24 protein-coding genes are annotated in these 22,530 nt (G+C 35.2%); 11 read left to right on the top strand and 13 right to left on the bottom strand.

What is annotated here, in order from left to right:
• Positions 1 to 24: 24 nt before the first annotated feature.
• Positions 25 to 789 carry an ABC transporter ATP-binding protein gene (locus ACE94K_RS22680; RefSeq protein WP_378178064.1) on the bottom strand — a complete coding sequence of 255 codons (765 nt, stop codon included), beginning with the start codon at positions 787 to 789 and terminating at the stop codon, positions 25 to 27.
• A complete protein-coding gene (locus ACE94K_RS22675) occupies positions 789 to 1,526 on the bottom strand; it encodes an MlaE family ABC transporter permease (RefSeq protein WP_378178062.1) in 738 nt (245 codons plus the stop codon). The genes ACE94K_RS22680 and ACE94K_RS22675 overlap by 1 nt, the downstream gene beginning before the upstream one ends.
• Positions 1,527 to 1,642: 116 nt before the next feature.
• Between ACE94K_RS22675 and pafA the strand changes: the two genes are divergently transcribed.
• Positions 1,643 to 3,319 carry an alkaline phosphatase PafA gene (gene pafA, locus ACE94K_RS22670; protein ID WP_378178060.1) on the top strand — a complete coding sequence of 559 codons (1,677 nt, stop codon included), beginning with the start codon at positions 1,643 to 1,645 and terminating at the stop codon, positions 3,317 to 3,319.
• Positions 3,320 to 3,385: 66 nt separating this feature from the next.
• On the opposite strand, the gene ACE94K_RS22665 is transcribed toward pafA, so the two are convergent.
• From ACE94K_RS22665 to ACE94K_RS22625, 9 genes are all read right to left on the bottom strand, one after another.
• Positions 3,386 to 4,132, bottom strand: a complete 747-nt coding sequence (locus ACE94K_RS22665) for an SDR family NAD(P)-dependent oxidoreductase (protein WP_378178058.1) — start codon at positions 4,130 to 4,132, stop codon at positions 3,386 to 3,388.
• Between the two features lie 62 nt (positions 4,133 to 4,194).
• On the bottom strand, positions 4,195 to 4,758 hold the full coding sequence (locus tag ACE94K_RS22660; RefSeq protein ID WP_378178056.1) for a TetR/AcrR family transcriptional regulator: 564 nt from the start codon (positions 4,756 to 4,758) through the stop codon (positions 4,195 to 4,197).
• A 93-nt stretch (positions 4,759 to 4,851) separates the two neighbouring features.
• Positions 4,852 to 7,155 (bottom strand): chondroitinase-B domain-containing protein, encoded by a 2,304-nt coding sequence (locus tag ACE94K_RS22655; protein WP_378178054.1) that lies wholly within the window; start codon positions 7,153 to 7,155, stop codon positions 4,852 to 4,854.
• Between the two features lie 215 nt (positions 7,156 to 7,370).
• Entirely contained in the window at positions 7,371 to 7,520 is a 150-nt protein-coding gene (locus ACE94K_RS22650) for a hypothetical protein (RefSeq protein ID WP_378178052.1), read from the bottom strand.
• Positions 7,521 to 7,593: 73 nt separating this feature from the next.
• Entirely contained in the window at positions 7,594 to 8,448 is an 855-nt protein-coding gene (locus tag ACE94K_RS22645) for a glycosyltransferase (RefSeq protein WP_378178050.1), read from the bottom strand.
• A gap of 21 nt (positions 8,449 to 8,469) precedes the next feature.
• Entirely contained in the window at positions 8,470 to 8,991 is a 522-nt protein-coding gene (locus ACE94K_RS22640) for a methyltransferase (protein WP_378178048.1), read from the bottom strand.
• A gap of 91 nt (positions 8,992 to 9,082) precedes the next feature.
• Complete coding sequence (locus ACE94K_RS22635; protein ID WP_378178046.1) at positions 9,083 to 10,141, bottom strand: 3-oxoacyl-ACP synthase III family protein; 1,059 nt, start codon at positions 10,139 to 10,141, stop codon at positions 9,083 to 9,085.
• Between the two features lie 123 nt (positions 10,142 to 10,264).
• A complete protein-coding gene (locus ACE94K_RS22630; RefSeq protein ID WP_378178044.1) occupies positions 10,265 to 10,648 on the bottom strand; it encodes a group III truncated hemoglobin in 384 nt (127 codons plus the stop codon).
• Between the two features lie 70 nt (positions 10,649 to 10,718).
• Positions 10,719 to 10,985, bottom strand: a complete 267-nt coding sequence (locus tag ACE94K_RS22625; protein ID WP_378178043.1) for a hypothetical protein — start codon at positions 10,983 to 10,985, stop codon at positions 10,719 to 10,721.
• 111 nt (positions 10,986 to 11,096) lie between these two features.
• Here ACE94K_RS22625 and ACE94K_RS22620 point away from each other — a divergent pair, with 111 nt between their 5' ends.
• On the top strand, positions 11,097 to 11,456 hold the full coding sequence (locus tag ACE94K_RS22620; protein WP_378178041.1) for a hypothetical protein: 360 nt from the start codon (positions 11,097 to 11,099) through the stop codon (positions 11,454 to 11,456).
• A 36-nt stretch (positions 11,457 to 11,492) separates the two neighbouring features.
• On the opposite strand, the gene ACE94K_RS22615 is transcribed toward ACE94K_RS22620, so the two are convergent.
• Complete coding sequence (locus ACE94K_RS22615; protein WP_378178039.1) at positions 11,493 to 11,846, bottom strand: hypothetical protein; 354 nt, start codon at positions 11,844 to 11,846, stop codon at positions 11,493 to 11,495.
• A gap of 147 nt (positions 11,847 to 11,993) precedes the next feature.
• Here ACE94K_RS22615 and ACE94K_RS22610 point away from each other — a divergent pair, with 147 nt between their 5' ends.
• The 8 genes from ACE94K_RS22610 (at position 11,994) to ACE94K_RS22575 (ending at position 20,594) form a co-directional block, all read left to right on the top strand.
• Complete coding sequence (locus ACE94K_RS22610) at positions 11,994 to 12,680, top strand: TetR/AcrR family transcriptional regulator (RefSeq protein ID WP_378178037.1); 687 nt, start codon at positions 11,994 to 11,996, stop codon at positions 12,678 to 12,680.
• The gene (locus ACE94K_RS22605; RefSeq protein ID WP_378178035.1) at positions 12,673 to 14,340 is read left to right on the top strand and encodes a peptidase domain-containing ABC transporter; all 1,668 of its coding nucleotides are present in this window, start codon (positions 12,673 to 12,675) and stop codon (positions 14,338 to 14,340) included. Before ACE94K_RS22610 ends, ACE94K_RS22605 begins: the two co-directional genes overlap by 8 nt.
• 6 nt (positions 14,341 to 14,346) lie before the next feature.
• Positions 14,347 to 15,699 carry an HlyD family secretion protein gene (locus tag ACE94K_RS22600; protein ID WP_378178033.1) on the top strand — a complete coding sequence of 451 codons (1,353 nt, stop codon included), beginning with the start codon at positions 14,347 to 14,349 and terminating at the stop codon, positions 15,697 to 15,699.
• 3 nt (positions 15,700 to 15,702) lie between these two features.
• A complete protein-coding gene (locus ACE94K_RS22595; protein ID WP_378178031.1) occupies positions 15,703 to 17,106 on the top strand; it encodes a TolC family protein in 1,404 nt (467 codons plus the stop codon).
• 384 nt (positions 17,107 to 17,490) lie between these two features.
• Positions 17,491 to 17,886 (top strand): hypothetical protein, encoded by a 396-nt coding sequence (locus ACE94K_RS22590; protein ID WP_378178029.1) that lies wholly within the window; start codon positions 17,491 to 17,493, stop codon positions 17,884 to 17,886.
• 292 nt (positions 17,887 to 18,178) lie between these two features.
• Positions 18,179 to 18,757, top strand: a complete 579-nt coding sequence (locus ACE94K_RS22585) for a hypothetical protein (RefSeq protein ID WP_378178027.1) — start codon at positions 18,179 to 18,181, stop codon at positions 18,755 to 18,757.
• A 45-nt stretch (positions 18,758 to 18,802) separates the two neighbouring features.
• Positions 18,803 to 19,327, top strand: a complete 525-nt coding sequence (locus ACE94K_RS22580) for a hypothetical protein (RefSeq protein ID WP_378178025.1) — start codon at positions 18,803 to 18,805, stop codon at positions 19,325 to 19,327.
• Positions 19,328 to 19,532: 205 nt separating this feature from the next.
• Positions 19,533 to 20,594 (top strand): hypothetical protein, encoded by a 1,062-nt coding sequence (locus ACE94K_RS22575; protein WP_378178023.1) that lies wholly within the window; start codon positions 19,533 to 19,535, stop codon positions 20,592 to 20,594.
• Positions 20,595 to 20,812: 218 nt separating this feature from the next.
• On the opposite strand, the gene ACE94K_RS22570 is transcribed toward ACE94K_RS22575, so the two are convergent.
• Positions 20,813 to 21,646 (bottom strand): fibronectin type III domain-containing protein, encoded by an 834-nt coding sequence (locus ACE94K_RS22570; RefSeq protein ID WP_378178021.1) that lies wholly within the window; start codon positions 21,644 to 21,646, stop codon positions 20,813 to 20,815.
• Positions 21,647 to 21,840: 194 nt separating this feature from the next.
• Between ACE94K_RS22570 and ACE94K_RS22565 the strand changes: the two genes are divergently transcribed.
• Entirely contained in the window at positions 21,841 to 22,086 is a 246-nt protein-coding gene (locus ACE94K_RS22565) for an FUSC family protein (protein WP_378178019.1), read from the top strand.
• Positions 22,087 to 22,530: the final 444 nt, after the last annotated feature.

Genomic DNA, 22,530 nt, shown 5'->3' with positions numbered 1-22,530 from the left:
TGGATTATAATGATAAAGTGATCATTAAAGCCCTTTTAACTGAGCATCTCTTACTTTTTTGAATAGGTTAGAAGAGTATACAAATTCAGTTACAGCTTCGTTATCAGTTTTGAAGATTTGTGTTTTATCACCTTCCCATTCTAAATGACCATATCTTAAAAAGACAATCTTTTCTCCAATTTCCATAACAGAATTCATATCATGCGTATTAATGATGGTAGTGATGTCGTATTCTTCGGTGATTTCTTTAATCAAATTATCAATTACGATAGCGGTTCTGGGATCTAGTCCAGAGTTGGGTTCATCGCAGAAAAGATATTTAGGTCTGGTTACAATGGCTCTTGCGATTGCTACACGTTTTTGCATACCACCACTAATTTCTGAAGGAAGTTTCTTATTTGCATTTTCGAGATTTACACGAGCCAATACTTCGTTTACTCGTTCTAGCATTTCTTCCTTTTTTTGTTTGGTAAACATCATTAATGGGAACATCACATTTTCTTCTACTGTCATAGAATCAAACAATGCACTCCCCTGAAATACCATTCCCATTTGCTCTCGAAGATTTCTTTGCTCTTCTTCGTTAAGTTCTGAATAGGTAGCTCCATCATAACAAATACTTCCCTTTTCTGGAGTGAATAATCCTAGCATACATTTTAAGAAAACCGTTTTACCACTTCCACTAGTACCAATAATCAAATTGGTTTTTCCACGCTCAAAAGTAGTGGTGATTCCTTTCAGAATCTCTTCGCCATTAAATGCTTTATGTATGTCCTTTACTTCGATCATTAGCTTAATAATAATTGGGTTAATACATAATTAGCTATAACAACAACAACGGTGGTCCATACAAATGCAGAAGTACTAGCTTTACCAACTTCCAAAGCGCCTCCTTTCATATAATATCCATGAAACGAAGGTATGGTTGCTAATATGAACGCAAATAAAAATGTTTTTATAAACGCATAGACTAAATGAAATGGTATAAAATCCTCTTGAAGACCTGTAATAAATTCACTGCTAGAAACAAATCCTCCATATACACCTGCTATATACCCTCCAAAGATGCCTACGAACATAGCAATAGCTATAACAAATGGATACATAAACATTGCTACGATCTTGGGAAACACCAGATAGTTAAGTGAGTTGATCCCCATAACCTCTAAAGCATCTATTTGTTCGGTTACTCTCATTGTTCCGATACTAGAGGTTATAAAAGACCCTACCTTACCGGCCATAATCACAGAAATAAAGGTAGGGGCAAATTCCAGAATAACCGATTGTCTGGAAGCAAACGCAATTAATTTTTTAGGAATGATCGGATTGTTTAGGTTCAACGCAGTTTGTATAGCAACTACCGCTCCGATAAAGAACGCTAAAAAAATGGTGATACCTAATGAACCTATAATTAGGTCATCTATTTCTTTTAAAATTAAATTCCTTAGAACGGAACCTTTAGTCATACGACTAAAAACTCCTTTCAGCATTAAAAAATAACGACCAATATCGTCCAGATAAAACATATATCTTACATTAGAAGGGCTAAAATAGAAAAAAAAATAGCGACAAGATATAACCTTCTATTAAAGTTTTACATTTGCATAAATGGTAATTTAGCCATCTAAATTTAATTGAAGTAATGATAAAGAAAGTTTTATTGATTATTGGGCTAGTTCTGATTTCTATACAATGCAGGTCACAACAAGTTTCATCTACGGTAAGTTCTAAGGAAATTGTAAATGGAAAAACCTTTGGTACTTCTCCAAAATTGGTAGTGGGTATCGTCGTTGATCAAATGCGATACGATTACTTGACCCGTTTCTACAATGGATTTGGTAAAGGCGGTTTTAAGCGAATGATTCGAGAAGGATTTAATTGTAAAAACAATCATTTTAATTATATCCCAACGTATACGGGACCGGGTCACGCATCAGTTTTTACTGGTACTACACCCCAAAATCACGGGATCATTTCTAATTTTTGGTATGATAAATTTAGTAAGAAAGAAGTGTATTGTGCTAGTGATCCTTCAGTAAGAGCAGTAGGTTCGGATAGTGAAATGGAACGAATGTCACCACATAGAATGAAAACGACTACTGTAGCGGATCAAAACAGATTGCATACACAACTGAAAGGAAAGTCGATCGGGATCGCTATAAAAGATCGAGGAGCTATTTTGCCTGCAGGACATTCTGCTAATGGTGCATATTGGTTTAGAGGAAAAGATGAAGGAAAATGGATCACAAGTACATATTATAGAAATGACTTGCCGGAATGGGTACAAAAATTTAATGATTCTGATAAGGCGGAATCCTATTTAAAAACCTGGAATACCCTATATGATATAAATACGTACACCGAAAGCGGGGAGGATTTAAATTCTTTTGAGAGAGGTTTTAAAGGAAAGGAAACTCCTACATTTCCATATGATTTAGCAACGTTGAAAGATCAGAATGAGGGTTATGATATTATCAAAGGATCGGCTTATGGAAATAGTTTAACAGCTGATTTTGCCATCGCTGCAATTGATGGCGAAGAACTAGGGAAAGATGCTATTACAGATTTTCTTACAGTAAGTTTTTCCAGTACGGATTATGTTGGGCATAACTTTGGAGTAAATTCTAAAGAAATCCAAGATACATATCTTCGTTTGGATAAAGATTTGGAACGCTTTTTCAAAGCACTGGATTCCAAAGTCGGAAAAGATAATTATACCGTATTTCTGACAGCAGACCACGGAGCAGTTCATGTTCCAAATTATTTAAAAACGGTTAAAATTCCTGCTGGTTATTTTAACATGAAAGCTTTATCCGCAGATGTCGAAGCTTTTGTTAAGGAAAAGTTTAAAGTGGATGGATTGATCGAAAAAATATCAAATGATCAGGTGTTTTTTGCATATAATATGTTATCAAAAAACAATATAAACCCAGAGGATTTACAGAAAGCTATTGCGCACTTTGTTTTACAATATGATCAAATTGATAAAGTGTTTACCCGAGAACAACTTTTAATGGGTAGCTTTACAGAAGGAATCGCAGCTCTGGTTCAAAGAGGGTATAATCAAAAAAGAAGCGGTGATGTTATTTTCATTTTAGATCCCGCAACAATCGTCTATTCTCCTACAGGATCAACTCATGGTAGTGGATTGAGTTATGATACTCATGCTCCTTTATTATTTATGGGTAAAGGAATCAAAAAAGGAAGTACTACACAAAAAACAACAATTCCGGATATTGCACCTACCATTTCTGCTTTGCTTGGAATTACCTTTCCTAATGGAGCAACTGGTGATGTATTGCCTTTTGTGTTAGAGTAATTTTTGGTATTGTTTATATTGCATAGTAAAGCCTCTGGAAAAGAGACTTTACTATGCCATACAATTTTAATTCCTCCCGGCAATTACGCCACCATCAATATCCCAAATCGCTCCAGTAACCCAAGATGCTTGGTCGGACAATAAGAAGGTAATACTATTGGCTATATCTTTTGCAGTTCCATTTCTTCCTATGGGATGAAAATTATTAAAACCTTCTAAAGCTTTTTTAGCTTCTTCGGCCCCACCAAAAACACTGTGATAAACGGGCGTTTCTACTACTGCAGGTGATACTGCATTTACTCTAATTCCGTGATCTGCTAGTTCCATAGCCAAATGTTGTGTTAAGGAGTGTAATCCAGCTTTTTGCATTGAATATGCAGAAGAAGGAGTAGCTTTTACCGCTTGTTTTGCCCACATAGAACCAATATTTACAATAGATCCGGCATGATTCTCTTTCATTTTTTTTGCTGCTGATTGCGTGATAAAAAAGAAGCCTCTATTTAAGTCCTGATAGGAATCATAATCTTCAACTGTATGATCCAGAAATGGTTTTGGACTAAAAATACCAGATGCGTTTACCAAATAATCCAATCTGTCAAGTTTAGTAATAGTTTCGCAAAGTTGTTCAACATCAACTCGTTTTGTAATATCCGCCAGATGCTTTATCATATTTTCTCTATCAGTAATTTTAGTTGTATTTCTTCCTACAACATGTACAATAGCTCCTTTTTCTATGAGAGATTCTACAGTAGCTTGGCCGATTCCGCTGGTTCCTCCAATAATGAGCGCAGTTTTGTTTTTAAATTGATTCATTTGATTTGTATTAAAATTATTTATTACGAACAGACAAGTCTGTCTTTTTTGTTGTAAAATTTTTATTCAGTTATTTTTTTGCACAATGATAGAGAAGCTTCAATAGGCCAGATGTTTTGGTGTAATTTGCTTTCGGAAATAGCTCCTTCATACAACAAATAAATTTTTCTGGCCAACATGTCATTTGCTGGGTCAGAATTTTGGTTAAAGTTTTCTGACACGAGATCTTTTATAAACTTTATGAAATCGTTTTTTTGCTGCTGAATCTCTGTTGTTACTTTTTCATTTTCATTAGGTATTTCGGAAAAAGTGTTCAAACACCAGCAACCATTAAAGTCCTTCTGATTAAAAAATAATTTTAAGAATTCAAACAATGCATAGATTCTTGTTTTTCCAGGAGGGACATTCTGGATAAATTCTACAATATCTTTTCTGAAAGTTTCATTTTTATGTTGCAAATAGGCGATACATATATCCTCTTTTGACGGGAAATGATTATATAAGGTAGCCTTTGCAATACCAGCTTGTTTAATAATCTCGTTAATCCCGGTCAGGTTATACCCTTTGTTATAAAATAAAACAGAAGCAGTTTCGATGATATGAGCTCTTACCTTAGAATGTTTCATAATGCAAATATATAGAAAATAACAAAACCAGACAGACTTGTCTGGTTTTTAAGAGCTATATAACTATCGATTTGGTTGTTGGGATATAACTCTTTACTGAAAAGATTTAAAACCATTAAATTTTGGCTCAAATTCTAAGGGTTTTTCAGTTTTTATGATTTGCACGTTGGATCCTGTACGTTTTCCAAAAGATTCGATACGACCAGAATTGATGAGGCTAATGTTGTCAATAGAGCTAATCGCCCATCCCGGATCTTCATATTTAATAGCTCTTCCACCTTTTCCGGAATTGATAAATAGTAAATTGTCAATGTTTAATTTTTGAACTCCCCATAAAAGTATTACACTACCCAAATCCTTATTGTTAACTTCGATAAAACTGGAATTTTTCAATTCCAGATAGGGACCGGTAGTACTTTCATCATTACCCATTCGTAATAGAGAAATTGCATTGCCCATTACGTTACTAAAATGGCAATTATCGATTTCTATGTACTCTGCGTTATAACGTCCTCTATCCTCATTTTCTCCGTCTAAACTTATAGCATTTCCAGATATGTTATGAAACCTAGAGTTTTTAAAAACGATGGTATCGGCATAGGTACTTTTATAAGCCCTAAAGGCCGTTTTTCGGCTGGCATCAAAATTTTTAAACTCACAGAAGTTTACTTTTAGCTTGTAGTGTTGGATCATAGGCTCAGATGAGGTCGCGATTCCTGATTGAGCGATACCATTTGCTGAGGCACCATCAAATACAACGCCATCAATAGAAAGACTTCCTCCATTTTCTATAATAATCAGGGGTTTTTGCGATTCATTTTGATCATAGGTAAAGATTACTTGTTTATCACTTTTTTCTGATATGAGCGTAAGAGCTTTATTGATTATTAATGGTTTATTAAATATGTAAGTCCCTGATTTTAATAAAATAGTGTCACCAGATGCGGCTGCCTCTATGGTATCAAATAAAGCGTCATTGTCATTTCCCGATACCTGTATTGGATTTGAGTTTCTGTTGGTGATCTCAAAATATTTTAGTTTTGGGGTATACCAATCAGGTCCTATTTCTTTTTTTGTAAACGGAAATTTGGGTTGATAGGATTTACTTTTCAATAAACCATCTACCGGATCTTTAGAGAAGGCAATTTCAACCTGTTCAAATCCTTTGTGATTAAATTTTGGATCCGCAGATACGACCTGATTTTCTGAAAAGGAAAAAGTGCTATAATCTGAAATGGCTTCAAACACCTGTTTTCTTTCAGGATGGTAAAAAATGTTATTTGTAAATCTGATATCCTGTGGAGGATCTGTTCTTTCGTTATCCGCTCCTACGCCAAACTGGATATGATCACATTTTAAAAACTTATTTCCGGTAACATCGGTGTTTTCTGCACGATGGTATCGGTTAATTAATGAGTTGGGTACGCCATTCATCACCGGAAGCGTACCAAAGAAACGCTTTCCTTTCAGTTCCTGAAAATGGTTGTTTTTTATAGTATGCCCCGCATTTATTACACGAACTCCACCGGTTCCCGGTTTGTTGTTTCCGATAAAAAAATTGTTTTCAATAAGGTTTCGGTTTCCGTGTCTTAAAGCCAATACGCCTACAGACTCATAGAATACGTTGTTACGTACGATGTTATCGCTGGATTTGAGAGATACGATTTCCACTTCGCCATCACATTGTTCAAAATAATTATATTCAATTAAGGTTCTTGATGGACTTAAGGAATATGTCGAAACCCCAACACGCAGAGTTTCTCCTCCATTAGATCCTAAATTGGGTCGATATCCAAAGTAATTATGATCTATTCTGTGATGGTTTTCTAAGCTATTTTTATTATTTAGCCTTACGACTAGTGTAACTCCTGCATTTAGCTTTCCCCCAAAGTAACTGTGGTCAACTCGATTATTTTTTCCGTGCAGATGGATCCATTCAGACTTATCAAATCTATTTGTCGGATTAAAGTGGTCAATGGCTACTTCTGTAAGCCTACAATTTTCAGCTAATTTTCCGTCATCAGTCTTAAAGATGATAAGCGCATCTTCTTCTGTATAGCCATTATTGAATACGAGTCCCTGTATGATTAAATGCTTTCCTCCAATTTTCAAAGAAGTATTTCCCGATAGGATTACTTTTCCTTTATCCTGAGCTTTGATTGTTATAGGCTTTTCTTCTGTGCCTTCTGCTGCCAGTATAAAATGTGCGTCTGTCCAGGTACCATTACTAAGTATAATGTCATCACCAGGTTTTGCAATGGTAATGGCATTTTGGAACTCCTTAAGGGTATTGACCAGATGAGATCTATCATTTTGTTTTGTGGAGTTGGATTGTGTACAAGAATTTACGGTGAATAGAATAGCTAATAAATAGCCATATAGCCTACTTTTCTTCATTTGTTTGTTTTGAAATATTAATTAAAATATTCCCATAAAACAGTACAACTGTTCCATGCCTCTATAGAAGTAGATACCTGTAAATTGTGTGTGGGAGCAATTTAGGTCTATTTTTTATAATAACCAAGTTGGTTTCTAATGAATGGATATATTCTTAGAAAACATTAAGGTGTTTATGTTAATAGTTATCACAAACACCCTTAACTTTTAGAGATTTAGTCGCAATAGCAAGCCGGTTGAAGAGGCCAGGTTTCTAAGGAATTGCATACCCATATAGGGCAAGGTGGTTCTCCACCCATAATTGTTTTTTGTTGCTCCTTTTTAAGAGTCTTTACTCCATTTACATTTAAAATTTTGTGTAACATATCTGTATTATTTAATTAATAATACATAAATCTATAAAAAAGGAATAACCATCCCGTAGAGAAGATGTGTTTTTTAGGATTTAAATAACTTTTGGAGGATTTTTCCCCAACGTAGTTTTCTGATAAATTCTCCTTCAGCTTTGGTTACTAAAAAAGTTTCACGTTCTTTTTTAGCTTTAAAAAAACCAACCATATAGTCCCTAATTAATCTTGGTTGTTTTTTTAAAAGTGCTAGTTTTACTGAAGCGATCAGGGTGATGATAAAACCGTATCGCATTTTATAAAAGGCTTTCCCTTGTTTATATCTTGCTTTTGAATTGTATCTGTCTCCGGTGGGTTTTAAGTGTTTGACTTTTAGAGATTCATCAGTTTTTACTTCCCAATTGTGGTATTGTGCTAATAATTCGTCCACGGTGTCCCATCCCATAGCGGGTTTAATACCGCCAATGTCTTCAAAACAAGATGTTCTATATGCTTTTAATGCACCGCGGATATGATCTTTGTTGGTGAGATTTTCAAGGACCCAATCCTGACCTTTTTCAATATAACAAAAACCACCAACCATTCCGATTTTAGAATTATCATTGAAATGTTTTACCAACGACTCGAGGTAATTTTTTGGGAAAATAAGATCCGCATCAAATTTGCAAATCACATCATATGCATCGTCTAGAGTTTTGTATCCTTGATAGAAAGCACGGACTACTTTGCTACCCGGCATGTGATCTTTGGAAGAACTGGTATTGACTAACGAAATGAAAGGATATTTATTTACAAAATCTTTTACTACAGCTTCTGTACGGTCTGTAGAATTATCATTAACTACAACGATTTTTTTTGGAAGCATCGTTTGATGTACTAAAGAATCTAAAGTTTCAGCAATCAATGATTCTTCATTGTGAGCAGGTATGACGATATAAATTTTCAAAAGGAAAGAGATTGATTTAGACTATTTTCTTTCTGCATATACAATATAATATCTGGGTGTAAAATATCGTAGCAACGGTCTGAAACCAATTTTTTTGATGGGATGTGTCCATTTCTTCTTTGCTTTGATCTCCCAACCGGCTTTTTCTAATAGCCAGTCAAATTGCCAATCTTCAAACTCGTGATAGTGACGATCCCAAGGGTCATTTTTACTACGATACGCCGGAGAAAACCACAGTCGTAAAGGAATCGATGCTACTAATTTGTTGGGTTTCATATCACGTAATACATTGAACGGAGCAATTAAATGCTCGAAAATTTCGAATGCGGTAACAAGATCAGCTTGGCTGGATTTTACAGCGTCCGTATGTATATCCAGATCTTCTCCCGATGTATTCTTTACAATGTATCCTTCCTTTTCCATAAATTCTACAAAGGGATTATGAACTCCCAGATCAAGTATGGAAGCCGGTGCAGGAACATGATCCCTCAAGAATTCTAATGTTTCTTTATATCTTTTGTGAGGAAAAGTTCCTTCGTACATCTGTAAAATGGATTACAATCTTATTATAAATTGTAAAAATAGACAATTAGAAAGATTACCATATCAGATCCACCTATTTTTCTGAATGGATTTAGAATTGATACAAAAAAGCATTGATATTCATTCCTGCTCCAACACTTGCAAATAATAAGATATCTCCAGAATGAATGAATTGATGTTCTATTTTTCCTTGAAGGATCAGATCGTATAAGGTAGGGATCGTGGCGACACTACTATTTCCTAATTTTTGTATACTCATAGGCATAATGCCATCTGGAGCTTCTTGTCCATATAATTCATAGAATCTTTTTACAATAGCTTCATCCATTTTTTCGTTTGCCTGATGAATAAGGATTTTTTTTACTTCAGAAATATGGGTATTCGATTTATCCAGACATTTTTTCATAGCCAAAGGAACATGAGTTAATGCAAACTCATATATTTTTCGACCGTACATTTTGATATACTTTGTGGTATCACTTGAATCTGCATTATATGTATTTCCGAAATATAAAAAATTGGCTTCATTATAGGTGTAAGAGGCGCTTATTGTAGATATGATACCTCCTGCTTTCTCTGAAATTTCTAGAACCGTAGCACCGGATCCATCTGCATAAATCATAGAATCCCGATCATAAGGATCAATTACCCTAGATAAGGTTTCTGCACCAATAATTAGGCATTTTTTTGCCATCCCACTTTTCATAAAAGAAAGCGCTTGGATAACGCCTTCTATCCATCCCGGGCATCCAAACAAAACATCATAAGCTACACAATAAGGATTTTGTATTCGTAAAAGATGTTTTACACGTGCCGCAAGACTGGGTACGGTATCCGCTTGAGGTGAGTTTTTATCTACGTCTCCAAAATTATGAGCTACAATAATATAATCTAAAGTCTCAGGGTCTATTCTCGCATCTGCAATTGCTTTTTCTGCAGCTAGAAAAGCGATATCAGAAGTATTAAGTTCATCGGGAGCATATCTACGCTCTTCAATACCTGTAATTTTCTGAAATTTATCGATGACAACAGAAGAAGTATGCCGAATTTGACTACCATCTGTATTGAGAAATTGATGATTTTCAAAATCCTCGTTAGATATGATTTCTTTAGGAATATAGCTTCCTGTGCCTGTTATCTTGATATTCATCTCTTCGTTTCCTTAATAAGAAAGGAGAAGGTAGTTAATGTATTTCATTTTATTATGCTTGCATAATAAAATTTACGATGGCTACCTTTAAAAATTGATGATAAAATACTAGTAAAGAAGCATTTATTTACTGGTTTTTAATTGAATTACTGTAGCGATAGATAATGCTCGGGTTTTCATAAGATCTGCTTTTTCTCCACAAAAATTAGCATCAATAGTAGCGTTGAATAATTGTAACCAGGTGTCGAAATGGATTTTTTCTAAGTTTTTCTTTCTATGCAGATTTTGATGAATGAGTAAGACATTTTTCTTGTAGTTCCCGGTATAAAACAATTGTTGTTCCCAGAAATCAGAAATATGCGGAATATGTTCCTCAAGATTAATTTGGGCAATTTCGGTAAAAAAAGAACCGATTTGATCATCTTTCAATGCTTTTTGATAGAATGCCCACAAGATGTATTCAATGTCTCCACGACCGCTAATATCATTAAGATGACTCTTGTCCAAAAATACCTTGGTTTACGTTAGTTAAGGATACAAAATTACAAGGTATTTGGACAAGTACTTTGGTTTTGGGCTATAATTTTTGTTTCGAGACTATAAGATCTCTCAATTCTTGTTGTTTTTCTTTTTCGATCATTTTTTGATGGGCATAAGCGAAAATAGCGTTCTCAACTACCTCGTTTTCTCTTTCTCCAGAAAGAATATAAGAAATACTGGTCTTAGAATACGGTTTTTTATGTTGACCAAAAATCTTGTTTTGATTCAAGTAGGTTTGAATTTTCTTTACATGCTTGCTCCCAATGACCTTTAAGATCGCAGTACGTTCCTCAGGTGTAATCATAAATAAGTTGGCTAATGTTAAAGGTATAAGTATCTTTGTGAATGTAATGTTATCGTTTTGGTATACAATATTATATAAAATATTGGATATACACAAATAATAGTCAATATTTTGGATAAAAAAGATAAAATTTTAGATAGAGTCATTATTTTTGCAGCCCATTTGGGGGTTAGTTTAAGAAGCTTTAGCCTTTCCATTGGAGCAAGTGCCGGGTATTTGCATAGACTACAATCAGCAAATAGCAATATCGGAGGTGATTTTATAGAAAAAATTATACAATTGTATACAGAAATTAACCCCACCTGGTTAGTGACAGGTGAGGGTACGATGTTAAAAGAAAACTATCTTGTTGAAGAAACCGGCGTTATATATGGCAACAAAGATCACTTCAAACAAGCGTTATTAAGATATCTTGATGATCAGGATATCAGAGATAAACTTGCAGAAATTACAAATCAAAGCAACCAATAAGCATTGATTACATTTCGCTTATTGGTTTTGCTTATTTCACAGAATTTCTTTTGCTGTTACAGCGTCATCAAAATTTACCTTTACGTTCGCAATACTATTCAGGAATTTTTTTCCATCTTTTCTTGCAATGGTAATTTTAGTAATACCTTCTACCACTTCTTTGTCTGTAACAACTACTTTTTTTCCTTGTAATTGTTTGAAATTGGTAGTTCCGCCTTTTTTAATGATAAAATTAACACGGGGGAATAAAATGTGTTGATAGGTTTGTCCAGAGGGAGTGCCTAGGGTAATAATATCCCCAACAGCAACGGTCTCTGAAGATAACGTTTTCGCCTCCTGTGCATTCATCGTAACGAACGATAAAAATGCAATAATGATTAGATTTTTCATTTACTGTTTAATTTATTGTTTGTATGCTATGCTTTACTAATTTACCAAAATTTGATTAACACTAAAACATAAAATTTGGTTAAATAATAGTTAATGTATTATTTAGCGATAGTATTACTATTAATTTTGAGGTAAATAGTTTTAATTATGAAATTCATACTTCAAGACTTAAAAGTCAATATTCACACTAATATTTATTTAAAAGATCCTGAGTCCTCAACTTTAGGGAAGAAAATTGTTGAACATAGTATCCTTTTAATTGACGAAATAGGCTTTGATAGTTTCACGTTCAAGAAGCTAGGTATCAAGATTGGATCCAACGAAAGTTCTATCTATCGCTATTTCGAAAATAAACATAAGTTACTGCTCTATCTTACTTCCTGGTATTGGGGATGGCTAGAATACCAATTGGTATTTACTACAAATAGTATTTCCGATTCCTCAGAAAAACTGAGAAAAGCAATCGAAATTATTACGCGTACTACTCAGGAGGATTCCTCATTTTCTCATATTAATGAGGTATTACTAAACAAAATAGTTATTAATGAATATTCTAAATCATATTTAACCAAAGAAGTTGACAATGAAAACAAAGAAGGATATTTTTCAATATACAAAAGGCTGGTCAACCGGATTAAGGATATGATTCTCGAAGTAGATAGTGAGTATCAGTTTCCTACCAGTTTGGCTAGTACTGTTACCGAGGGTGCACTACACCAGCATTTTCTAAAAGATCATTTCTCTTCATTAACCGATTGCGATGAGAAGGTCACACCCACAACCTATTTTATTGACCTAGTATTTAATTCTTTAAACAACCAAAAGAATGGCTAAAAACATACTGACCGCCTGGCAGCGTCTGATGGGACTCTTAAAATTAGACAAAAGAGACATCCTACAAATATTTTACTATGCAATTTTCGCCGGACTGGTAAGTTTATCGCTTCCGTTAGGAATACAGGCGATTATCAACTTGCTACAGGGAGCACAGGTAAGTACATCCTGGATTATTCTCGTAATATTGGTAACATTAGGAGTTCTTTTTGTTGGAGTCCTTCAGCTCATGCAAATAAGAATTATAGAAAATGTGCAACAAAAGATTTTTACCAGAGCTTCATTTGAGTTCACATATCGATTCCCTAAAATAAAGATGAGTGAGCTTCGCAATTACTACCCACCAGAGCTAGCCAACCGTTTTTTTGATACATTGACTATTCAAAAAGCATTATCAAAGATATTAGTTGATTTCCCAACGGCATTAGTGCAGATTATCTTCGGACTTTTGTTACTGTCTTTTTATCACCCGTTTTTTATTATTTATGGTCTTCTGCTATTATTACTGATCTATGTGGTATTTAAGTATACGGCAACCAAAGGAATGCAAACCAGTCTGAGTGAATCAAAAAGCAAATACAAAGTAGCCCATTGGATACAAGAAGTAGCACGGTCTATAGTGAGTTTCAAGCTATCTGGTAGAACAAGTCTGGCACTCACAAAAAATGATAATTTGGTGGCAGACTATCTAGATTCAAGAGAGAGTCATTTCAAGATATTAGTGATCCAGTTTATTCAGATGATTGGTTTTAAGGTACTAGTAACCGCTGGACTTTTACTAATCGGTGGAGTTTTGGTTTTAAATCAACAAATGAATATCGGTCAGTTCGTAGCAGCAGAGATCATCATTTTATTGGTGATTAGTTCTGTAGAAAAATTAATCGTAGGATTAGAATCTTTTTATGATGTATTGACTTCTTTAGAAAAAATAGGTCAGGTAGTGGATAAAGAATTAGAACCTCAGTCAGGTGAGACACCTTTTAAAGAGGATGAAGGTTTTACGGTAGAACTTGATCAGGTTTCATATGCGGTTCCAGAAAGGGATAAAAAGATTATCGATAATGTGTCATTAACAATCACGCCTACTTGTACCATTTTAATACAGGGATCTAATGGATCCGGTAAGACTACCCTTTTACGTTTGATAGCAGGGTTGTTAGAGCCTGATAGCGGTAGTATTTATATCAATGATGTTTCTCTAAAAGGGGTAAATCTTAATTATTACAGAGGATATCTTGGTCAGTCGTTAACCGAAGAATCCCCCTTTGAAGGAACGATTCTGGATAATATCACCTTTGGAGATATCAGTATTACTAATGATCAGGTATATTGGGCATTAGAAAAAGTAGGATTGTTAGAGTTTGTAAAAGAACAACCCAAAGGATTATTAACGATGTTATATCCAGAAGGAAGACAGATACCATATACCATTGCCAAAAAAATAGTACTGGCTCGTGGTATTGTCCGAAAACCAAAGCTACTGATTCTTAAAGATCCGCTTGATCAGTTTAATGGAGCAGAAGCCTCTAGGATTATGGATTTTCTGGCAGACCCTTCAAGTCCTTGGGCATTGGTAGTAGTGAGTCAAAACAATAAATGGGCGTCCCGTTGTGGAAGAGTAATCACCATCGATAACGGTAAAATCATAAGTGAAAAATAAGAAGGTATGCTAAATATTTCAAACAACAAGCTTAATAAGACTGTGAGCATTTCAGGATATAAGGCATCACAGAAGGTATTTGGTAAGGAACATTACAAATATTTTAATCGTTTTTTATTAGCGTTTACCATCATCCTTTTTATCATACTGTTTCTTCCGTGGACACAGAACATTAACAGTAAAGGGTATGTAACTACATTGACACCGGGTCAGAGACCACAAACCATACAGTCGCCGATTCCCGGTAGAATAGAAGAATGGTATGTGCGTGAAGGAGATTTTGTTAAAAAGGGTGATACCATCATGAGAATATCTGAGGTTAAAAACGAATACTTCGACCCAAATCTGGTGGCAAGAACCGGGAAGCAGATCAAGGCAAAATCGATGGCGGTAACTTCTTATGAAGGAAAAGTAAAAGCACTAGCAAATCAGGCAGAGGCACTGGTACAAGAGCGAGCTTTGAAGCTGAAACAGGCCAGTAATAAGTTATTACAATCACGGTTAAAAGTAAAAAGCGATAGTATTGATTTGGAAGCAGCTAAAACAAATATCAGTATTGCAGAAAGACAGTTCAACCGTACACAGCAGTTAGAAAAAGAAGGACTAAAATCTTTAACGGATGTTGAAGAAAAACGGCTAAAGCTTCAGGAAACACAGGCTAAATTAATTTCACAAGAAAATAAATTGTTGGCCAGTAAGAACGATGTCATCAACGCCCAGATAGAAATGAACCGTATCCAGGCAGAGTACGCAGAAAAAATTTCTAAAGCTCAGAGTGATCGGTTTACAGCCCAATCCAGTCAGTTTGATGCAGAAGCGCAAGTAACCAAACTAGAGAACGAGTACACGAATTACGAGATTCGTAATGATCTATATTATATCAAAGCACCACAGAACGGATTTATTAATAAAGCGATCCAATCCGGTATCGGGGAGACTTTTAAAGAAGGAGATCGCTTAGTAGGGATTATGCCATCTGATTATGATATGGCAGTAGAAACTTTTGTAAAACCTATTGACCTCCCTTTGATCCACATAGGAGAAGAAGTGCGTATACAGTTTGATGGATGGCCGGCGATCATCTTTAGCGGATGGCCTAATGTGTCCTACGGAACCTATGGAGGTAAAGTGGTGGCTATAGAAACATTTATTAGTTCAAACGGAATGTATCGGGTGTTGATATCCCCAGATCCTAAAGATCATCCGTGGCCGGAAGGTGTGCGTGTAGGATCAGGGGCCAATACGATCGCATTGCTGGAAGATGTGCCGATTTGGTTCGAATTGTGGAGACAGTTAAACGGTTTCCCACCTAATTATTACCAACCTGCAGATACTGCAGAAACTACCAAAAAGAAATAACCTATGAACAAAGTATTGTTGTGCAGTTTTCTTTTTATTACCACGCTGTTTTACGCACAGGAAAAAGATACGCTTACGCTTAATTTCAGGGAGTATCTGGGTTTTGTAAAAAAACATCATCCGATTGCGAAACAAGCTGAATTAAATATAAGTCTGGGAGAGGCAAATCTACTCAAATCAAGAGGAGGTTTTGATCCTAAAATTGAAGTCGATTACGACCGTAAAAAGTTTAAAGGCTCAGAATATTATGACTTGCTTAATGCCACGTTCAAAGTGCCAACCTGGTATGGAATTGAATTGAAAGCCAATTTCGAACAAAACGAAGGGATTTTTTTAAATCCAGAAAGAACCGTTCCAGATGAAGGATTGTACAGTGCTGGAATATCTGTGCCAATTGCACAAGGGTTGCTGATCAATGATCGTATGGCGGCGTTAAAAAAGGCCCGCCTGTTTAGAGAGCAAACCAAAGCAGATCGTGATCTTTTGGTCAATGAAATTTTATACAATGCATCACTGGCCTATTTTGACTGGCTAGAAGCTTATAATGAAAAAGAAATTTATGAGAACTTCTTAACTAATGCCAGAATACGTTTTGAAGGAGTAAAAAGCAGCGCTCTGGCAGGGGATAAAGCGATTATCGATACCGTAGAAGCACAAATTACAGTGCAGAATCGACAATTAAGTCTGGAACAGGCTAAGGTAAAATTGATGAAATCAGCACTGGATCTTTCTAACTATCTATGGATTGGTAATAATATCCCGGTAGAATTGCAGCCCAATGTAATACCGGATAATGACGTAGATGCTGTGATTGATCAAACCCTACAAATACAGCAAGCATTGCTAACCGGAGTCGATTTGGTAAATCATCCTAAGTTAAGATCATTAAATTATAAAATCGAAGGATTACAAATAGACCGCAGGTTAAAAGCAAATAAACTTTTACCTAAGATCAATCTTGAATATAATTTTTTAACAGCATCACCAGAGGTAGCCAATTCTTTTAATACAGCCGATTATAAAGGAGGAGTGACCTTTCAATTTCCATTGTTTTTGAGAAAAGAACGTGGGGCTGTAAAATTAGCTAAATACAAAATTCAGGATAGTCAGTATGAGTTAGCCAGTGTGCAGGTGCAACTGGAAAATAAAGTCAATGCGATCTATAATGAGTTAGAGTCTTTTAAAACTCAAAATAGTTTGATTGCTAATATTGTAACCGACTATAATACGTTGCTAAAAGCCGAAGAACGTAAATTTAGTTTTGGAGAGAGTTCTTTGTTTTTAATTAATTCACGAGAGAGTAAATTGATCGATGCAGAGCTAAAACGAATCAAGCTTCAAAATAAATATTTTGGCACCAAAGCAAAACTATTTAAGAACCTTGCCGTAAATCCGGAGAATCTGTAACATACTTTAATAACATATTCTTTTTCAAGATACTTATAGAGGCTTAGGCTCTCGAAGCCTCCATTGGAATTTTATACCCTGAGCTAAACATTTACTTGGAGTCTCAAACTCGGCCGTTCAATATCTTCAAAATTCTACATTAGAAGTAAAGGACGGAATCCATTATCATAGCAAAAAAACACTTTTTGGATGTCAGACTCCCAAACACTCGACTGATAAAACGAAAAATAATACATCTCTTGTTATGTGTTTTTTTATGGAATATTCCTTGAAAAATATGATTTTAAAAACAGGTAGATTCCCCTGTTTTTTATCAAAGTAAGGAACGCTATTTTTAACGCTATTAACCAACTTCATAGAGAAAAAATCTAAAGAATCTTAGATATGTCAACCACATTTTCTGTGATGATCAAAGAATTTGTTTCAGATGGTAGTAAAGAAGCCATCCCTAATCCTGCACGGTCCGGCTATTTATGTGTGCCTACAGATTTTTTAGGAGAATTGATCAGGTTTGTATCCATGATGCAGGTAATGAAAGTAGGGGTGGGGAGTGAGGTTGCCCAGCTGAAAAAAGATTTGAAATTAGCCAAACAGTTTTTAAAACCAACCCGTAATCAGGATAAATTATTTGCCACGATGATCCATGCAGTGCATCGCATAGAGCATATTTGTATAGAAGAAGGAGAAAAGGCACAGGAAAATGAAGAGATTACTTTGGCAGAAACCTATGCCTGGTGCATAGCAGGTTGTCAATTGTTTTTGGAATATTCTGAATCCTGAGCTCATCGAATCCGATCAGGGCTGAATAATTAGGAAAAGTTTGCTGAAATGTTCCTACAATGAATTTAGTCGAAGTGAGGAATGATAAACCAACGACCAACAACACTATACGAAACAAAGCAACCCGACAGCGAAAAAATGTTTTCCCGCCTTGTAAAGTTTGCAACTTCATAGTGCAATAAAGTAAAAACACTACATTTGGATAAATGATCATAGCAGTTATTTGCGGATCGTCAAAGATGTAAAATCAAACGAAACTGGTGTCTATTATCAAAAATAATATGTTTAAACCATGTGCAGATATGGCATAACAACTTATAAATCTCATTATGCCTGTTTTAACTGTAGAAAAACATTTAAAAGAAGGCTGCTACGGGATATTACGAAAGGGCAAAGTAAGGATGATAAACAATCACCTGCTAAATGCCCCGAATGTAATAATCTTATAGCAAATATGGGATTGGATTTTGAATCTCCCAAGAAAACCGATATAAAAGCCTGGGCTCATATGGCTACCTTATATGAAGTTGGTATTATGTTTCATTCTTGTGGGTGTAGCGGACCAGGATTTATACCCAATGACTCAAAAGCTTTAATTAGCTATTTCGAAGAGATTAAAGAACGATATCTGGAACATCAACACTTTTGGGCACAAAGAAAAAAAGATCCTGGTACCCAAAGTGAGATAGCCAAAGACAAGCACCACAATGCAAGGTTTATTTATAGCATTCCGGAAGAAATGAAAACAGGATCAAAAAAGAAACCCATATATGATGCTCAAAATGCTCAAGTATACTGGAATAAAAGAGTTTTGGAAATTGAGAAAAAAATTAAAAAAGTAAAAGCATTAACGCTGGATAACAAATCATAAACTCCTACCGGTAGCACAAACAGTAGACTATTAATCTATACCATTATGACAAAAAACCTCACATTCTTTATCATCCCACTGTTTTCGATAGTGTGTTTTTGTAGTATGATAGATAAAGAGCCAGTGATCCATTGTACCAGTGCAGATTGTAGTGGTCAGTATGAAGGGCCGGAATTTGTAAAAGGATCCGATGTGGCGCACCAGTTCTCTAATAAAATGTCTGCAGCTGTGGGAGACAAACTCAAAGAACTTTTCAAAAAAGGCGAGTATGCTAAAGTAGACTTCGATAATATTGTTATGGCTACCAAAGGAATGGGGAGCGGTCAGGTGGTCTACTATTTAAAAATCCCTTTTAAACGGGTTGATCAACCTTGTGATGCATACACTTCGTTCGATCATGTAGGTGGATGGAATCATGCACCGGCATTGGAAGCTAGAAAAAAACAGCTTCAAAAAGCATTAATGCCTAACCATAGTTTAGATATTAGTAATCTTATAACCACACAGGAAGGATTGCAAGAATATTGGATTCAATGGAAAAACAAAACCACTCAATTCTTGTGCAAATAACAACCAACATAGGATTAACGATAAGTATTTAATGTTACTTTACCCAAACTATGTATCTTAACGAACTTAAACAGAGACATTATTGAATAAAAACTTTATGAGTAAACTATGGGTATCACTGGGGCTTATTTTTAGACTTATGGGGTGTACCTCGTATACAGAATAGGTTGATTATCTGGAGCAATCACATCCAGATACGATTCCTGTGATTTTTGCACCGGATATTGTGTCGGTAAAAGGGAGATTAGAACACGGACTTTCATTTACACCGGATACACAAGAAGTGGTATTTGGTGTGCTGGACAATGAAGACTTTAGTGGAAGCATATGGTATGCTAAAAAAGAAGCTGAAGGTTGGACTACACCTGTTATTTTTGAACTTCTAAAAGATCAAAGCGTGTATCTTCCTTATTTTTCACCCGATGGACAATCGTTGTTGTTCGCCAAAAGTATATCGGATACAAATAAGTACGTTACCGATATATGGAGATTACAGAAAAATAGAGATACCTGGAGTGATCCCAAAAAAGTGGGTTTCCCTATTAGTTCTTTAGAAAGAGAAGCATCAGCCTGTATGTCTTTGGATAAAACTATCTATTTTTCGTCGAACAGGGATAAGAATAGTAGCGGCACAGCGGATTTATATGTTTCTTCACTAGAAAATGGTACCTATACGAATGCCAAACGAATAGATGCTATCTGTTCTGATCGAGATGAAGAAAGTATCTTTGTTGATCCAGGTGAGCGTTATATAATTTTTAGCAGGTATGTAACCGATACCAATCCCCCAGATTTATTGATCAGCTATAAAAACGTAAACGATCTTTGGTCTGAACCGAAAGTGTTAGACACAGGAATCAATACCACAGATTGGGAGCGGCGGCCTTTTGTAAGTGCTGATCATAAGTTTTTGTTTTTTACCCGATTGCAAATGGATGAAAAAGGGTTGACAGAGTCAGACATCTACTGGGTACATACAAAAAAGGTGTTCACACCATTTGTTTTTAATCCAATCACCATACAGACTATTAAATTTGGTAAGGAAACAACAGTATCAATTCCGACAGATTATTTTAAGGATATTGATCAGGAACAGTTAGAGATAAGCTTCAATAATGAAAACGTGAAGTGGGCCAGTTTTGATTCGTCTACCATGATTTTAACAATGCATCCTGATGAGGTTGGCGAATTTGAGGTGATATTTAGTACTGTAGACGCATTTTCAAACGAAACAAATGATCGTGTGAACATTATTGTCGCAGAATAATTAAAAATGAAAGTGTTCCCATCTATGGAGGGGCGTTGTGACTGGTGGTGTTATGGTTTAACTTCCAAAATAACCGGGCTCCGCAAAGTCTCCTGACTTTGAGGAATAATGCAAATCCTGTCTCATCCAAAACAACCATTACAAAAAATACCATAAATCAAAAGGCAGCAAATTGGATTTGCTGCCTTTTGTTTATTGATGCTCTTATTTCTTCGAATTTAATTTGCAGGAATGGCAACAGAAACCTTTCCGTTTAGGATATCACCATTTCGAAGCTTCGTATCACAAAAAATTAAGGTAATTCTTTGGCCATCGTTTTCTACAAACAATTCCGTTTCGGGAGTAGAGTCTGTATTGTCGATCAACACCTGATTGGTAGATTTTACGAGATCTCTTTCTATATGTGTCCCTACAAACTCATAATCCACACCAAAATATTGGCCTGTTTTTGGATATTCAACGCTTATTTCATTAAAATTAATTTGAAAAATATCAGGCCATATTCCAAATCTAAAACCAACATTACCGTCGCCACAACAACTAGGGTTTGTGATTTCTACATTAGCATCTCTCCAGGTTCCCGAAATATTATAATAATTATCTCGGTCATATGTACAGGCAACAGCAGAGGTTGTAAAGGATTCCCAATCGGTTTCTTCTGTAGGTCCGTTTTTTGTAAATGCCGTGTAGTAATAGGTAGTATTTGGCTCTAAATTGGTGATAGTATGATTAAATTTATAAAAACCATTGTAATACGCTACCTCTTCTTCGAATTCGATTACCTGATCATTGCTGGAGTCCTGTGCATCTCCGGTTCTAAATATAAAACCTACGGCATACGTATCTGGTTCTTGAAAAACAACATTTTCGTGATTGATAAAACCATTAAGTGTTACAGAGGTTTGAGACGTGTAGGTTGTATAAGACCGCACATAGGGAGCATCATAAATGGCATTCTGGTTTTCATTATCATTTATCTCACTGAAAATATCACTTTCACTACAAGAAATGAGCATACAGGAAATACATAAGAAGGTAAGTAGTTTTTTCATTTTGGGTACATTATAATTAAATTGGGTACAAAAATGCGGTATTTACATCATTTTTACAACTTTAAAAATTAACAATATAAGAAAGGGAGAAAATAGTCTTAAATACCTGATAGTACAGAAATGTTTTTTATGCTTCAAATGTTAGAGGCAGCTAAAATCTCCTTGTCAAAATGTAACTTTTATAAGAATAAAGAATGAAAAAAAAACTATCAGAATTAACGGATCAAGAATTACTGGATGAAGCAAGAAAAATGAAATCCTCCTCCATCATCAATGCGGTATTAATTGGATTTATGATCGGAATTATTGTTTATAGTGTTATCAATAACACTGTTGGATTCTTTACATTAATTCCACTGTTTTTTATTTTCAAAGTTTTCCATAAACCAAAAAGAAATAAAGAGCTGAAAAAACTTCTGAAAGAAAGAAAATTGAAATAAGATATTCTGAAATGTTTTTTGTTGGTTTCGGCTGTAACTTGGTATCATTTTTTTTTGGGGGGAAACGACTAAAACTTTCTTAGTGTTTTTACCTTAAACCCAAAAGGTCTTTTAACTATTTATGATGGATTAATCCCCTTTAATTTTTTATTAAACACCTGTTATTCAGTTGTTTATATAAAAATAGATCACCTTCTTGTGTCACTTCTATTTTTCATAAGTGATATTCGAAGTATATTTGGGCCTATCCCACATCAGTCAGACAAACCGCGGTGTTAACCTGATGATAAACACAATAACACTACCTGCAAAAGGTATGATATCCCAAACTTGTATTGCATCCTGGAGACCACCCATCTTAACGGGGCTGAAATAGCAAAAGATGTTATTTCATTGATAGAGATTGATGTAATGCAATCATTGGATATTACTAACTGAATGTTG

The organism is Aquimarina besae (assembly GCF_042434905.1).
Lineage (GTDB): Bacteria > Bacteroidota > Bacteroidia > Flavobacteriales > Flavobacteriaceae > Aquimarina.
Note: the sequence above shows the minus strand (reverse complement) of the source record. Positions and strands in the feature narration are given on the sequence as shown.